The sequence below is a fragment of the Rhodoglobus galactosidasius genome (assembly GCF_054957775.1).
Map to the genome: position 1 here is coordinate 14,693 of NZ_JBQIAV010000014.1, position 14,141 is coordinate 28,833.

The following is a 14,141-nucleotide window of genomic DNA, read 5'->3' on the forward strand; positions in this document are numbered from 1 at the left end:
ACACACGTATGCGGCGCGCATGGGCTGGTGTGCCCGTGCGCGCCGCACAGTGGTTGTTGCTTGTGTGTTAGTTCAGCGAACCTAATGTGACGTCGACGGTGTAGGCCTTTCCGGCGCGTACGTAGCTGAGGGTGGTTTTTTCGCCGGCGGATAGTGCTCGCACTTGCGCGGTGAGGTCGGTTTTGTTGGTGATGGGGCGGCCGTCGAATCCGGTGACGATGTCGCCTACCTTGAGTCCTGCATCCGCTGCGGCTCCACCGTCGGATACGTCAACGATGCTTGCGCCGACAACTTGTGCGTCGCTTTGGGCTGGATCATCGGTGACGTCGGCTACTGAGGCTCCGAGGAGGCCGTGGGTTGCGGTTCCGTTTTCGAGGATTTCGTTTGCTACTCGGCTGGCTAGGTTGGCGGGGATTGCGAATCCGACGCCGATGTTGCCTGCGGTGCCTCCGGAGGATGCGATGGCTACGTTGATTCCGATGAGTTCACCGTCGGAGTTCAGTAGTGCACCACCAGAGTTGCCGGGGTTGATGGCCGCGTCAGTTTGGATTACGGAAAGCGCAACGGAGGCTTGGTTTGCGCCGTTTTGGCCGCTGTTTTCGCCGAACAGGTCGAAGTTCCAGAGGTCTGGTGCGTCGCTGTTGTCGGGTTCTGGTGTGGTTTCGGGGTCTGCGGGTAGTGCCGACGATGCAATGGTGATGCTGCGGTTGAGTGCGCTCACGATTCCGCTGGTGACGGTGCCGGAGAGTCCGAGCGGGGCGCCGATGGCAACGGTGCTGTCTCCGACGTTGAGGGCGCTGGAGTCTGCGATGTTGACGTAGGGCATGTCGCTGGCGTCGTCAATGTTGATCACGGCGATGTCTGAGATGGGGTCGAAGCCGACGACGGTTGCGGAGAGTAGGCGGCCGTCGTTTGTGGTGACGGTGACTTTGGGGTCGGCTACTTTACCGTCGAGGGTGACGACGTGGGCGTTGGTGATGACGTTTCCGTCTGCACTGATGATGACGCCTGATCCGCTGCCGCCGGTGTTTTGGCCTGTCACGTTGATGGTGACGATGGCGGGTGCCGCTTTCGCGACGACTGAGGTGACGAGTGTTGCGTTGCCGGGGTCGTTGACGGTGATGGATGTGGGGTTTGCTGCTCCGCTGACCACTGAGGTGGCTTGGTTGCCGACTGCCCAGAGTGCGACGCCGGCTCCGGATGCGCCTCCGAGGAGTGCGACGATTGCGAAGCCTGCGACGAGCCCGAGCGTCATGCTGGACTTTTTCTTCTCGGGTTTCGCGTGACTGTCGTCAGCGCCGGTTGTGGCTGCCGGCCCGAAGCTTGCTCCGGGGGCTGCCTCGGGAATGGTCGCTCCCGCTGCGAGGTCATGCGCCGACGTTGGTTCGCTGGTCGGGGTGGTGTTTTCGCCGGGTGTTGTTGCGGGGGTCGGTTCTTTGGGGACCTCAGTCATGTTGTGCTCCTTTCGGCGGTGCAAGCTTCTATCGCCAACCTGAACATTCTATTTACATGCGCTGTGTGGCGGCTGCGTGGTGGCTGCGAGTCAGCCCGGCTGTTGTCAGATGAGGGTGCTGCCGAGGGCTGCGAGTGTGCCGAATGCGATGCCCCAGAGTGTGATGGAGATGATTTGCCAGAGGATGACACTGTTTTTGGATGCGCCGAAGGAGACCATGGCTGCTGAGGTGATTTGACTGGGGAGGACTGTTTGGCCGAGGAGGCTGACGCCGGGTACTCCGTATTTGTCGAATTGTTTTCGAAGTCGTTCTTTGCGGGGCGTGGCTGGTTTGGGTTCTTTGCGTTTGGTGACGCTGGTGCGTACTCCGTGTGCGCTGAGTACGACGATGATCATGGAGAGTGTGTTGCCGATGATGGCGGCAAGGATCGCGATGATGGGGTTGATGCCGGCGAGGATTCCGATGACGGATCCGAAGTAGGACTCGATGAAGGGAATCGCTGAGGCGAGGATCACGCCTACCCATTGCAGTAAGGGTGGGAGGGATTCGGTGAAGTTTTGGAGTGCGTCGATCATTGGGGCTTTCTTTGTGGTGCGGTGAGGTTCTTTGGCAGGCTAGCAGCCGATGCCGGTGGGGTTAGCGATGCAGTCTTTATCGACGAGCACGGTGGTGGCATGGCCAGCGGTTGCGGTGATTGGTGGCGCGACAATCGTGAGGGTGCCGACAACGTTTCGCCAGCCGGATTCCGCGACGCGGTATTCGGCGGCGTAGGTCACTGACACCGTGATTGTGTAGTTGCCTGGCTCTTCGTAGGCGTGACTGGTGGGTGTGGGGTCAAATTCGGCGATCGTCTGCTTCGCCCACGTAGTGCCTGCGGTGCCCAGTGTCGCGGTTGTGCCGTCGCCGTAGTTCCAGTTGTAGGCGATCGGGGTGAATCGCACTTGGGCTGTGCCGCCGAAGAGCGTTCCGTCGACAATATGGGGGGATGCGTTGGCATAGAAGTTTGTTGCAAGGCCCACGATCATCCACTGGTTGGGTTGCATTGCCGCACTAGGGGATTGCGGGCGGAATGTTGCGATGTCGGAGATAGTAACGGGGCCGGTCTCGCCTGCGTCGTCGTCGGCCGGTGGCGTCCAGGGAACACACTCGATGCGCTGCAAGTCGCACCACGCCTCTTCGACGCTGTCGAGGACGTCGACTGGAGCCTCGAAGCTGACACCGCCTGCAGAGTTGTCGCTCGAACCAGAGCCACCCGATGCGGGCGTCTCAATTGTCGCGCCGAGGGTGACTGCTCCGTCTCCGGGCGCTGCCGTATCAACGCACGCACCGAGATCAGCATCGCTCTCAAGACAAACTGGGCCGCTATCCGCAGTAGCGGTGACCGGTACGCCGGTCACCAACATGGCCGTTGCCAGAATGACCACAGAGAGCCCGTGAGCCGTGGTCAACACTTTCCAGATTCCCAAAGCTGCTGATCCGACACTAGGAGCCGATTACTGGACGGATTCAAGTCGAACGTAACCTGCATCGTTGACTTGTCAGGGCGGCCCTCAACTACCAATGAAACACCCTGCGAATCAAGAACATCGACGTTGGAGACGTCTCTGCATAGGTACACGGCAACAATCTCTTTAGGACCCGTTCCCGGAGAGTATCTCTGCAACGTGAAACCGCTTGCTATCGGGGTCCCTATCCGACTGTTTCCGTCCTCCTCGAAGCTCTCGAACGATTCAACCGAGAGTTCAAGGAATTCTCCGACGGCCACTTCCGAAAGCCGCCCCGGTTCTGCACCGCCGTCAGTGAATATCGCGTCCGCAACTCGCGTGTACTCCGCATACGCCTCTTCGGCCGCCGCTAGCGCCTCTTCGTCGCTTGCGTAGGGCGCGACGAAGGTTGCCGTCGGCTCGGGTGGGGTTGAAGCGTCGGAGGGCGCGCATCCGCTCAGCAAAGCCAAAAGGAGCGCACCGCCCGCCGCGCGTACGAGATTCGGTAGCCGCATACAACGACGTTAAGCATCCGTCACGAATGAGGCGCTGGACTTTCCACAGCTAAAAGCGGAAACCAGCCCCGCAACTAGTTAGGCTTGCGGAACAATGACAGTCACCGGATCTTGGGAACGCGCCGCCAATGGCGCCATGCTGCTTGGCGCCGACGGGCAACTGAGCCAAACAATTTTTGCCGAAATGTCGGCACTCGCCGTCAGTACCGGCGCCATCAACCTAGGCCAGGGCTTCCCTGACGAAGATGGGCCCATCGAGGTTCTGGATGCCGCCCGCAAAGCCATCAGCGACGGCGTCAATCAGTACCCGCCAGGCAACGGCCTGCCCGTGTTGCGCAACGCCATCTCCGAGCACCAAGAACGTTTCTACGGCATCGAAATCGATCCCGACACCGAAGTGCTCGCCACCGCAGGTGCCACTGAAGCGCTTGCTGCCACCATCCTCGCCCTCACTAATGAAGGCGACGAGGTCGTCACCCTCGAACCCTTCTACGACGCCTACGGCGCCATGATCAACTACGCCCGCGCCACCCACATAACCGTGCCGCTGAGAGCGCCCGACTTTCAGCCCAACCACGACGACATCCGGGCCGCCTTCAGCGGACGCACCCGCCTAATCATCCTCAACAGCCCACACAACCCCACCGGTAGTGTGCTCGATCGCGAAACCCTCGAACTCGTCGTCGAACTCGCGCACAAATATGATGCCCTCATCGTGACCGACGAAGTGTACGAACACATCACCTTCGGCTACGAGCACATCCCCATCGCGAGCCTGCCCGGCGCATTCGACCGCACCATCAGCATCTCCAGCGGCGGCAAAACTTTCAACACCACCGGCTGGAAAATCGGCTGGATCACTGCACCCCAGCCCATCCTGCAAGCCATCATGGCCGTAAAGCAGTACCTCACCTACGTCAACGGTGCCCCACTCCAGCACGGAATCGCTGTCGGCCTCGGACTGCCCGACGACTACTTCACCAGCCTTGCCGACGGACTCGCCCGCAAACGCGACACCCTCGGAGCAGGACTCCGCAACGCCGGCTTCGACGTCACCACACCCCAAGCTGGCTACTTCATCATTGCGGATGCCGCACCACTCGGAGTCACCGACGCCGCCGAATTCTGCCGCACCCTCCCCGACCTCGCCGGAGTCGTCGGAATCCCCATCACCGCCTTCGTGCACCCACAGAGCCACGACGACTACAGGACACTCATCCGCTTTGCCTTCTGCAAGCAAAACGACGTGCTCGATCGCGCCGCCGCACAACTCGCCGGAATGAAACTGCGCCACTAGCTAAAGAAAACTAGCGCTCGTCGAGCGGGTGCACGCCATAGCGACGCAACTCAAGCGCGGGATTGATCGCTCGCACCTCCTCAAGGCGAGCGTGCTCAATGTGGGCGACCGCAACATCCGTGCGCTCCCCAATCGTCACCAGCTCAACACCCATCGGGTCAACCACCATACTGTTGCCCACACCAATCGGTGGTGCATGATCGGCTGCCGCAATAAAGACCGTGTTCTCTATCGCCCGCGCCGTGAGCAGCGTGCGCCAGTGGTATTCCTTCAAAGGCCCACGCACCCACTCAGCAGGCACGACAATGAGGTTGGCTCCCGCATCCACCAACCGGCGTGACACCTCAGGGAACCGGATGTCGTAGCAGGTTTGCAAACCGACAGTGAAGCCCTCCCACGTGAACGTCTCAGGCGCACCAATCGACCCCGGAATAACCCAGTCAGACTCGCGCTGCCCAAAGGCGTCATAGAGGTGCTGTTTGCGATACGTCGCCACCACAGCACCCGTCGGCGCAATCGCCACAAGGGTGTTCGAAAAACGGCCGACTTCGTCGCTTGACTCCAACATTCCCGCAGCGACATGAATACGCAACCGCTGCGCTAACGACGTCAGAGCTTGCACGAAAGGGCCATCAAGTGGTTCAGCCGCAGCCAACCAGTCATCACCCATCGTCGGAGTGAAGTACGCCGAATACTCGGGGAACACCACAAAACTCGCCCCGCGCGAAGCTGCGCGCTCGGCAAGCTCCGTAACCTTCGCGATGTTCTCATCGCGGTCGGCACCGGGCGCAAACTGGGCAACAGCAATAGTCGAAGCAGAATTCATGGCCCCAGCCTACGACCCGCCAACGCGAGTCGACACAGCAAGCTCGCCCACCGGCGCGAGCGACACCGCAGATTACTGGTTCGCGCCCTCAGCAATCTGCTTGCGATACGGCAGCAGCGCAGCTTTCATGCCCACACCGAGCACACCCACAAGACGGTCGTCGCGGTAGTAACCCACGGCAACCTGATCGGCCAAGTCTCCCTCAAGGATGCGGATGTCGTCATCCGACACCAACCCCAACAGACCATAAGCCTGCAGCTTGATCTCGAACTGGTTCGACCAGAACGACGGCATCGGAGCGAACGGCTTCGCGACAACGTCATCGAAAGAACCATCATCAGAAAGGTATGCGGCGAGCACTGCGCCAGCACGCTTGCCAGTATCCGTCGGGATGTTCCAGTGCTCAATACGGCGAGGCACATCGTCGAACATCGGGTTCGGGAAGCGGGCAATATCGCCGACGACATACACGTCGTCGCGAGCAACACCGTCGGTCGTCACGGCACGCATCGCATTGTCGGCGAGCACACCATCACCGAGGTCAAGACCGGTGCCCTCAAGCCATTCGATGTTGCACTCCGAGCCAATCGACTCGATCACAACATCGGCGGGCACAACGCGGCCATCGCTCAGCTCAACAGACTCGACCGAAGTCTCGCCATTGATCGCAGCAACAGTCACGCCCGAGAAAATCTCCACGCCCTCAACGTTGAGGCGCCGACGCATTTCCTGAGCAACCAACGAGCCAAGCGGACGGATCATCGGCTCAACACTCGGCGTCACAATCGTGACCGAACAGCCCAACTTGCTGGCGGTCGCGCTCAGCTCGCAGCCCAAGAAGCCCGAGCCGACAACAACCACGCGCGCACCCGGCGTGAGCTCGGCACGCAACGCCATCGCGTCATCGAGCGAACGAACCACGTGGCGGCCAGCGATCGGCGCAAAGTCCAAACGGCGAGCGCGCAAACCCGTCGCAATTACCAGCGCACGCCAGGGCTGCACCTTGCCATCGTCAGTAGTCAGTGTGCGAGCGTCAAGGTCGACCGCGGATGCCCGCACCCCGAGCATCCACTCAACATCACCCATCTCGGCTCGCGACGGGAACGCGACAGCCTCGTGCGTGACATCAGTGGCCAGCACCTCTTTAGAGAGAGGCGGACGGTTATAGGGCGCGTGAAGTTCGTCACCCACCACACGGATAGCACCGGTGTAGCCCGAACGACGAAGAGACTCCGCCGCTCGAAGCCCACCCATCGCCGCACCGACAATAACAACCGGTGCGGCGGGGTTAGCCTCAGACACTATTCGACGATTCGGATGGCCTGCATCGGGCACACGTCTACAGCGGCCTCAATGTTGTCGCGTTCGGAGTCGGGCGCTTCAGCCACGTACTCAAGCTTGTCGTCATCGTTGAGCTTGAAGTTGTCGGGTGCCTCGAACACGCACTGGCCATAATGCTGGCACTGGTTCATGTCGACTTCGATTTTGATCATCGTTTTTCCTCAACTCTCGACGGGTAGAGATCTTTAGATGGAGTTCGAATGCCTCGGAACTCCCAATCGCCACCCATTGCGGTCGACATTACCTCTTCACTCTGGGTGGGCTGTGCACCCACGTCGGTGCGGATAGGAGTCGGGCCGGTAACAATGCGGTTTGTGAGCTTACCGAGCCCCTCAACCTCGACCTCAACAACGTCCCCAGGCTGAACCGGGCGCGAGAACGCGGGCGTTCCCGAGAACAGCATGTCGCCGGGGCTCAGCGTGATCGTGCGCGCAATGTCGGCAACGAGATAGTTCATATCCCACTCCATGTTGTCAGTGTTGTCGTCTTGCTTGACCTCACCGTTCACAATGGTGCGCAACTGCTTGCCACGGAAATCCCAGTCCGTGACCAGGCCGGGGCCAACAGGGGCAAGCGTGTCGCTGCCCTTCACCCGAAGCATGGAACCGGCATCCGTGTCGCGGAAATCGTGCAGACCATAGTCGTTACCGATCGAGTAGCCAGCGATGTAGTCGCTTGCCTCATCGGGAGAAACGTTGCGGCAAGTGCGACCAATGACGATCACGATTTCGCCCTCAAAGTTCAACCACTTGCAGCCCTCGGGACGCACCACATCACCCTTGTGGGTATTGAGTGCGGTGACCGGCTTCTGAAAGTAGGTTGGCGCCGACGGCAGCTTGGTCATGAACTCTTCAGTGCGACTTGCATAATTCAAGTGCACGGCGATGATCTTGCTTGGCTCAGTCGGAGGCAAATGGATGGCGTCGTCGACGCCCACCTCGCGGCCGTCGCCAGCAACAAGCGTGTCGCCATGGCGCGTTACCTGCGTCGGGTATCCATCAAGAAGTACTCTGCGGTACTCAGTCACGAGAAAGGACCACATCCTTTGCTGCCGGGAAGCCACCTTCTGGCTTCGGGAACCATACGTGCACCTGTCCGGTGCCGATTGAATTTTCGTACTCGCTGTACATCACGCCGGGGGCGGTGCACTCGTCTTCACCGATCGCGCCAGCAGTCATCAGCCAGTGGCCGAACATCGCTTCGGGGCGAACCTTGTGGAACGCGGGCATGGTTTCCAACACCTTGGCGTGGTTACCCTCCTTGAACCAGTCAAGACGCTCGTAGTCTGCCTCGCGGGCAGCATCCGAGAAGATGTGGGCCGGATCGGCCATCTCGTGCTTGCGCAGATCACGCAGTTTGAAGAAGGTGTGCGAGAGAGCACCGGAGGCGAGCAGGATGACGCGGCGGTCGCTCTTAGCGATAGCCTCACCGATCGCACGCCCCGCGCGCAAGAAGTCTTCATCGGTGGCGGTCTGGCAAATCGAGACGCTCACCCACTTCTTGTCTGGCAGGCCCTTGCCGAGGTAGTCCCACAGGTTGATCGTGGCGTACATCACCGGAAGGTTCTCGTCGTCGATCGGGGTGATCCACGTGCCGTTCTTCTCAGCCTGCTCCCCCATGAGCTTCGCAAGCTCAGGGTCGCCCTTGTAGTCAAACGGAACACTGCTCATGCCGCGTGGCAGTTCCTCCGAAGTGAACTTGCCGTGACGACGCTCATGCGATGTCACAACAAACTCAACCGTGGTTGCCCAGTGGCTGTCGAGCACGACAACAGTGTCGTAGTCGTCGTTCTCGAAGTAATCCTTGCGGAGCCGTTCGAGTCCATCAACGAGCGTCGAGTCTTTGCCCTCATTGAGCTCCATACGGATCTCCTTGGGCAACATGATCGTGGGTACGTGAGCAATCAGCCCAACCCCAACAATTTCTCCCATGACTATTCCTTCCATCCGTTCGGCGAAACCACCGTGTTCTTAACATCTGCGTAGAAATCAAACGACCAGGTGCCGCCTTCGCGACCAATACCCGACTTCTTGGAACCGCCGAAGGGTGCGCGCAGGTCGCGCACGAAGAAGCAGTTGACCCAGATCGTGCCGGCCACCAACTGCTTGGCGATCAGATCGGCGTGGTCCCGGTTGCCCGACACCAGAATCGCGGCCAGGCCAAACTCGGTGCCGTTGGCCATCGCCACGACTTCCTCATCGGTGCGGAATATCTGCATCGTCAGCACCGGCCCGAAGACCTCCTGCGTAACAATCTCGCTGTCCGGCTCAGGGTTCTTCACCAGGGTCGGCGCAAAGTAGAGGCCACCGAGTTCAGCATTGGGGGCACCACCGAAGACGATGTTTGCCCCGCCATCCTTGGCGCGATCGACGAATCCCTTGATCCGCTCAAAGTGCACGCGGTGAACCTGCGGCCCAATGTCGGTCTCGATGTCGCGAGGGTCACCCTGACGCAGGGTCGCAACCTTGGCCTTGAAGGCCTCGGCAAAGGCATCCGCAATGTCTTCATGAACGAGGATGCGCGTGCCCGAGAGACATACCTGCCCGGCGTTGTCGTACTGCTCCACCGCAAGGGTTGCTGCCAGTTCGAGGTCGGCATCCCCCATGACGATGCAGGGACTCTTGCCGCCGAGCTCGAAGCTGCACGGAGTGAGGTTGTCGGCTGCTGCCCGCGCAATTGACTTGGCGGTCGGCACTGAACCGGTGAACGAGATGCGGCTGAGGTCGGGGTGGGCAACGAGGGCTGCACCCGCTTCTTTTCCGTAGCCCTGCACGACGTTGAACACGCCTGCCGGCAAGCCTGCTTCTGCGGTGATGTCAGCGAAGAGGGATGCAGTAAGTGGCGTCCACTCTGCGGGCTTCAACACCACGGTGTCCCCGGCGGCGAGCGCGGGGGCAATCTTCCACGTGGCGAGCATGAGTGGCGCGTTCCATGGGGTGATGAGGGCGGCAACTCCCGAGGGATCCCACGAGACGTGGTTGTTGTGACCACGCGTTTCGAAGTCGGGATGCCCAAGGTCATTCACGAGGTAGTCAGCGAAGAACCTGAAGTTGTGTGCCACTCGCGGCATCACGCCGCGTAGGTGGCTGCGCAGGAGCGCACCGTTGTCCATGGTTTCGACGTTGGCGAGGTCGCTGACGCGCTCTTCGACGAGGTCGGCGATCTTGTGCATGATTGCTGCACGGTCTTCGGGGCTGGTGGCGGCCCATCCGGGAAACGCTGCGCGAGCTGCGGCGACTGCGAGGTCGACTTCTTGTTGGCCACCGCGGGAGATTTCTCCGAGCGGGCTAGCGTCGATGGGAGAGGTGTTCGTGAAGGTCTCGTCGGAGGCTACGCGTTCTCCGTTGATGAAGTGCCGCGTATCGACGGTCACCCCGGCTACGTTGATCGTGGTCATTGTGGTCCCGTCTCGAATTGCTCGCCGTTAAGTCATTCGGATACTAATGACTTACCTTAGCGAGTGATTCCGAGCCAAACAAGCGTTCGCGGGATCCGACCACCGAAAAAAAGAGCGAACGCTAGTTCTTGGGCTCAACGGCCGCCGTGATGACCCGCAACATTTCGGCCAGTTCTTCGCGTTTGCTTGGGTCAACGGGACTGGTGACTGCCTGCTCTTGGAGATTGAACGCAGGGAAGAGCTCATCCATAAGCTCGCGGCCACGATCGGTGAGTTTCACAACGACAAGGCGCCCGTCGCTCGCGCTGCGTTCACGTGTGAGCCAACCGCGGCGTTCAAGCGTGGAGAGCACACCAGTGAGGGTCGCTTTGGAGAAACCGCCCTCGAGCGCAATCTGGCGAGTCTCGATAGGCTCCCAGATCCAGGTGACCCACAGCACGACAAAGGCCGTCCACGACAGGTTGTGCTCAGAAAGGACTGTGCGTTCGAAGTGATTGCGCACAGCGTTTGCCGCGCGAAAGAGGTTCGACGCAACCGCCATTGCTGAGTAGTCCAGCGGCAGGCCGCCGACTCTCGCCTGTACTCGGCGCTCTGTTTCGGTGAGTGTGTGTGGTCCGGCCACGGAGGTCCCCTCGCTTGCGTTTAGCTGCGGTCACTCTATCTAACCCGCGGCGGCGAGAAAGTTTTTGTTTCCCAGCTCTCGCCGAAACGTGACCAAGTAGCCTATTGTTTGTATCCAAACAACCCACCGGAGGATTGAGTTGACTTCAACGGCGAACGTCACCCTGGCAGACCTAGATCTTTTCGAAAACGGCACACCGTGGCACGTATTCGACAAGCTTCGAGCAGATGCACCCGTGCATTGGTCAGAAGAACCAGCACCCAACCATGGCTTTTGGTCACTCACGCGCTACCACGACATTGTGTCGGTACTGCGTGACACCGAAACGTTCTCGAGCGAGCGCGGCACCGTCAACCTCGAAGAACTTGACGCGGATCAGATCGAGGCCCGCAAGTCGATGCTCGAGACTGATGGCGTACGCCACCGCGCACTACGCCGCCTCATGCAGGGCGAGTTCACGCCCCGTGCGGTCGCAGGATATGAGACCTTCCTCCGTGGTCTCACCGCAAGCACTCTTGATGCGGCATTTGCTAACAAGGAGTTTGAGTTCGTCGATCAGGTCGCGGCCGACTTCCCCATCCGGGTGCTGGCCAAGATGCTCGACGTGCCCGACACAGACATCTACAAGCTCATTGACTGGGGCAACCGGATGATCGGCAACGACGATCCGGAACATGCTGACGTTCTGGCAAGCTCTGCCGAGAGCGAAGAGTTTAGGCTTCTGCCCTTTCGCTCCCCCGCCGCCCGGGAGGTCTTCGAGTACGGCAACGATCTCGCCAATCAGCGCCGTGGAAAAGATGGCACCGACCTCGTCTCACGCCTGGTCAATCAGGAACCGATGGATGGCAAGTCGCTGAGCGAGCGCGATTTCAATAGCTACTTCTTGCTGCTCGTCGTCGCCGGCAACGAGACCACCCGCCACACGATCACGCACTCCATGAACTACCTCATGGACAATCCCGACCAAATGGCGCTCTTACAAGAAAAGCCCGAGCTCATCCCGTGGGCTGTTGAAGAGTTCTTGCGTCTGGCGAGCCCGGTGTACCACTTCCGTCGCACTGCGACTAAAGATACCGAGGTTAACGGTCAAGCCATTAAGGAAGGCCAGAAGGTCGTTACGTGGTTTGCCGCAGGCAACCGTGACCCCGAGGTCTTCGAGAATCCATACCAAATGGATGTCATGCGCAACCCGAACGAGCACATGGCGTTCGGTCGTGGTGGCCCGCACATGTGTCTCGGAAACTCTCTTGCACGCCTTGAGATCCGTATCATGTTCGAGAACCTGTTGCCCCGGATTTCCGGCATGACGAAGCTGAGTGAACCAGATCGTCTGCGCAGCAATTTCGTCAACGGAATCAAACGACTCCCGGTACGCGTCGAACTAGCAAAGTAGGCACATGAGCGAGGTACGCCCACAAGGCAGACCACACGCAGTATGGGGCGACGAAACTGAAGTAGTGCAGCTCGCCCTGGACTGGACCGCCAAACGAATGGTCCGCGAAACCGACCCCCTGTCAACAGCACGGCCAGCGGCCGAGTTAGCGGCAGCAGTCGGCGACGCGATCCGCCCAGAGGGCATCGGCGGCGCAGAAGCGCTACGCATTTTCGATGAAGTGCTTGAGCCAGCAACTCGTGCTCAAGACGACCCACTGAACCTCGCGTACATTGCTGCAGCGCCCACACGGGCTGCCGTCGCGTTCGACCTCGTCACCAGTGCTGCCAACATTTTTGGCGGACTCTGGGAGTCGGGCGCTGGCGCAATCTTCGCCGAGAACCAAGCACTTCAGTGGATTATCAGGCTGCTTGATTGGCCAGAAACCGCCGGGGGCACTTTCGTTTCGGGTGGCACCTCTGGCAATCTCTCTGCGCTCATGACCGCACGCGAAACTGCCAAGACTCGTCATGGCGGTCGCCCGGCTGGCGGTTGGCAACTCGCCTGCACCACCAATGCGCACTCGTCGATCCAGTCAGCTGCGAAGGCGCTCGACGTCGACGTGGTCGATGTACCCATCGACGACCGAGGTCACATGACCGGCGCTGCCCTGCGGGCCGTGCTTCAACAGTCACCGAACGTGTTTGCAGTCGTGGCATCCGCGGGAACCACCAATGAAGGCCTCGTTGACGACCTCTCGGACATCGCAGACGTCTGCGAGGAGTTCGGGGTGTGGATGCACGTCGACGGCGCTTACGGCGGTGCAGGGCTCGCAGCCCCGAGCATCCGCCACATCTTCGACGGTATTGAACGGGCAGACAGCTTTATCGTCGACCCCCACAAGTGGCTTTTTGCGCCCTATGACTGCTGCGCGCTCGTGTATCGCGAACCTGAGCTTGCCCGGACCGTGCACTCACAGCACGCCAGCTATCTGGATGCCATCGACCGCAACGAGTGGAATCCCAGCGAACTGGCCCTGCACCTCTCGCGGCGCGTGCGAGGGCTTCCGCTCTGGTTCAGCCTTGCCACTCACGGCACCGACAAGTACCGGGATGCGATCGAAACGTCCGTGACGACGGCTCGCGAAGTTGCCCGGGCGATCGACGAAAGTGACTATCTGGAACTCGTGCGCGAACCCGAGCTCTCGGTGCTGCTATTCGAACGCAAAGGCTGGACAGCCGAACAGTACTCCGCGTGGTCAAAGCAAGTTGCCCACGACGGCGTGATCCTGTGCGTGCCCACCTCCTGGCGTGGCAAGAGCGTGTTGCGGCTCGCTTTCGTGAACCCAGACACCGAGACCGCGAAGGTAATGGCGGCGCTCGAAACGCTGCGGTAGGGCGGGCTGGGGTAGCTTTAGCCCACGGCGCAGTGTCGCCGACCAGTGCACGAAAGGCGTGACGAGATGAACACGACAGTTTCTTTGACCGAGTTGGCGGCAACAGAGTTAGCGAGTGCTGTCGCGTCTAACAACGGGCGCAGCGCTGTGACCGTGCGCGGTGGTCGCGATGCCCAATTGCGCCAGACGCTGATGGCCCTGCGCGCCGGCGAGGGCCTCGCGGAGCACTCCAGCCCGGGCGAGGCGACGCTGCAGGTACTTTTGGGCCGCATCACACTCCGATCGGGCGAGAGCTCGTGGGAGGGCACACCCGGCGATCTGCTCCCGATCCCCACCGGACTTCATGCGGTGGATGCCCTCGAAGACTCAGTGATCTTGCTCACGGTCGTGAAGGCGTAGTAGCGGAGCCGCTAGACCGTTGGCTTTCAATAAACCAA

The 14,141-nt window shown here is 60.5% G+C and carries 15 protein-coding genes; 4 read left to right on the forward strand and 11 right to left on the reverse strand.

The window, feature by feature from the left end; translation table 11 throughout:
• Positions 1 to 67 precede the first annotated feature (67 nt).
• The 4 genes from ACTJJW_RS14050 to ACTJJW_RS14065 form a co-directional block, all read right to left on the reverse strand.
• On the reverse strand, positions 68 to 1,453 hold the full coding sequence (locus ACTJJW_RS14050) for a S1C family serine protease (protein ID WP_462645687.1): 1,386 nt from the start codon (positions 1,451 to 1,453) through the stop codon (positions 68 to 70).
• Between the two features lie 105 nt (positions 1,454 to 1,558).
• A complete protein-coding gene (locus ACTJJW_RS14055) occupies positions 1,559 to 2,029 on the reverse strand; it encodes a hypothetical protein (protein ID WP_462645689.1) in 471 nt (156 codons plus the stop codon).
• Positions 2,030 to 2,068: 39 nt separating this feature from the next.
• Positions 2,069 to 2,905 (reverse strand): PKD domain-containing protein, encoded by an 837-nt coding sequence (locus tag ACTJJW_RS14060; RefSeq protein ID WP_462645691.1) that lies wholly within the window; start codon positions 2,903 to 2,905, stop codon positions 2,069 to 2,071.
• Positions 2,899 to 3,453, reverse strand: coding sequence for a hypothetical protein (locus ACTJJW_RS14065; protein ID WP_462645693.1), 555 nt, complete (start codon positions 3,451 to 3,453; stop codon positions 2,899 to 2,901). The genes ACTJJW_RS14060 and ACTJJW_RS14065 overlap by 7 nt, the downstream gene beginning before the upstream one ends.
• 94 nt (positions 3,454 to 3,547) lie before the next feature.
• On the opposite strand from ACTJJW_RS14065, the gene ACTJJW_RS14070 reads away from it, so the two are divergent.
• Positions 3,548 to 4,750 (forward strand): aminotransferase class I/II-fold pyridoxal phosphate-dependent enzyme, encoded by a 1,203-nt coding sequence (locus ACTJJW_RS14070; protein WP_462645695.1) that lies wholly within the window; start codon positions 3,548 to 3,550, stop codon positions 4,748 to 4,750.
• A 10-nt stretch (positions 4,751 to 4,760) separates the two neighbouring features.
• On the opposite strand, the gene ACTJJW_RS14075 is transcribed toward ACTJJW_RS14070, so the two are convergent.
• The 7 genes from ACTJJW_RS14075 to ACTJJW_RS14105 form a co-directional block, all read right to left on the reverse strand.
• The gene (locus ACTJJW_RS14075) at positions 4,761 to 5,576 is read right to left on the reverse strand and encodes a carbon-nitrogen hydrolase family protein (RefSeq protein WP_462645696.1); all 816 of its coding nucleotides are present in this window, start codon (positions 5,574 to 5,576) and stop codon (positions 4,761 to 4,763) included.
• 72 nt (positions 5,577 to 5,648) lie between these two features.
• Positions 5,649 to 6,878, reverse strand: coding sequence for an NAD(P)/FAD-dependent oxidoreductase (locus tag ACTJJW_RS14080; protein WP_462645698.1), 1,230 nt, complete (start codon positions 6,876 to 6,878; stop codon positions 5,649 to 5,651).
• Entirely contained in the window at positions 6,878 to 7,069 is a 192-nt protein-coding gene (locus tag ACTJJW_RS14085; protein WP_009774276.1) for a ferredoxin, read from the reverse strand. The genes ACTJJW_RS14080 and ACTJJW_RS14085 overlap by 1 nt, the downstream gene beginning before the upstream one ends.
• Positions 7,066 to 7,944 (reverse strand): fumarylacetoacetate hydrolase family protein, encoded by an 879-nt coding sequence (locus tag ACTJJW_RS14090; RefSeq protein WP_462645700.1) that lies wholly within the window; start codon positions 7,942 to 7,944, stop codon positions 7,066 to 7,068. Before ACTJJW_RS14090 ends, ACTJJW_RS14085 begins: the two co-directional genes overlap by 4 nt.
• Positions 7,937 to 8,848, reverse strand: a complete 912-nt coding sequence (locus tag ACTJJW_RS14095) for a DODA-type extradiol aromatic ring-opening family dioxygenase (protein WP_462645702.1) — start codon at positions 8,846 to 8,848, stop codon at positions 7,937 to 7,939. The genes ACTJJW_RS14090 and ACTJJW_RS14095 overlap by 8 nt, the downstream gene beginning before the upstream one ends.
• Before the next feature lie 2 nt (positions 8,849 to 8,850).
• Positions 8,851 to 10,314, reverse strand: a complete 1,464-nt coding sequence (locus ACTJJW_RS14100) for an aldehyde dehydrogenase (protein ID WP_462645704.1) — start codon at positions 10,312 to 10,314, stop codon at positions 8,851 to 8,853.
• Positions 10,315 to 10,435: 121 nt separating this feature from the next.
• On the reverse strand, positions 10,436 to 10,936 hold the full coding sequence (locus tag ACTJJW_RS14105; protein ID WP_462645706.1) for a MarR family winged helix-turn-helix transcriptional regulator: 501 nt from the start codon (positions 10,934 to 10,936) through the stop codon (positions 10,436 to 10,438).
• Positions 10,937 to 11,075: 139 nt separating this feature from the next.
• Between ACTJJW_RS14105 and ACTJJW_RS14110 the strand changes: the two genes are divergently transcribed.
• From ACTJJW_RS14110 to ACTJJW_RS14120, 3 genes are all read left to right on the forward strand, one after another.
• Positions 11,076 to 12,329, forward strand: coding sequence for a cytochrome P450 (locus tag ACTJJW_RS14110; protein WP_462645708.1), 1,254 nt, complete (start codon positions 11,076 to 11,078; stop codon positions 12,327 to 12,329).
• 4 nt (positions 12,330 to 12,333) lie between these two features.
• Positions 12,334 to 13,704 (forward strand): pyridoxal phosphate-dependent decarboxylase family protein, encoded by a 1,371-nt coding sequence (locus tag ACTJJW_RS14115; protein WP_462645710.1) that lies wholly within the window; start codon positions 12,334 to 12,336, stop codon positions 13,702 to 13,704.
• Between the two features lie 66 nt (positions 13,705 to 13,770).
• Complete coding sequence (locus tag ACTJJW_RS14120; RefSeq protein ID WP_462645712.1) at positions 13,771 to 14,103, forward strand: cupin domain-containing protein; 333 nt, start codon at positions 13,771 to 13,773, stop codon at positions 14,101 to 14,103.
• Positions 14,104 to 14,141 lie beyond the last annotated feature (38 nt).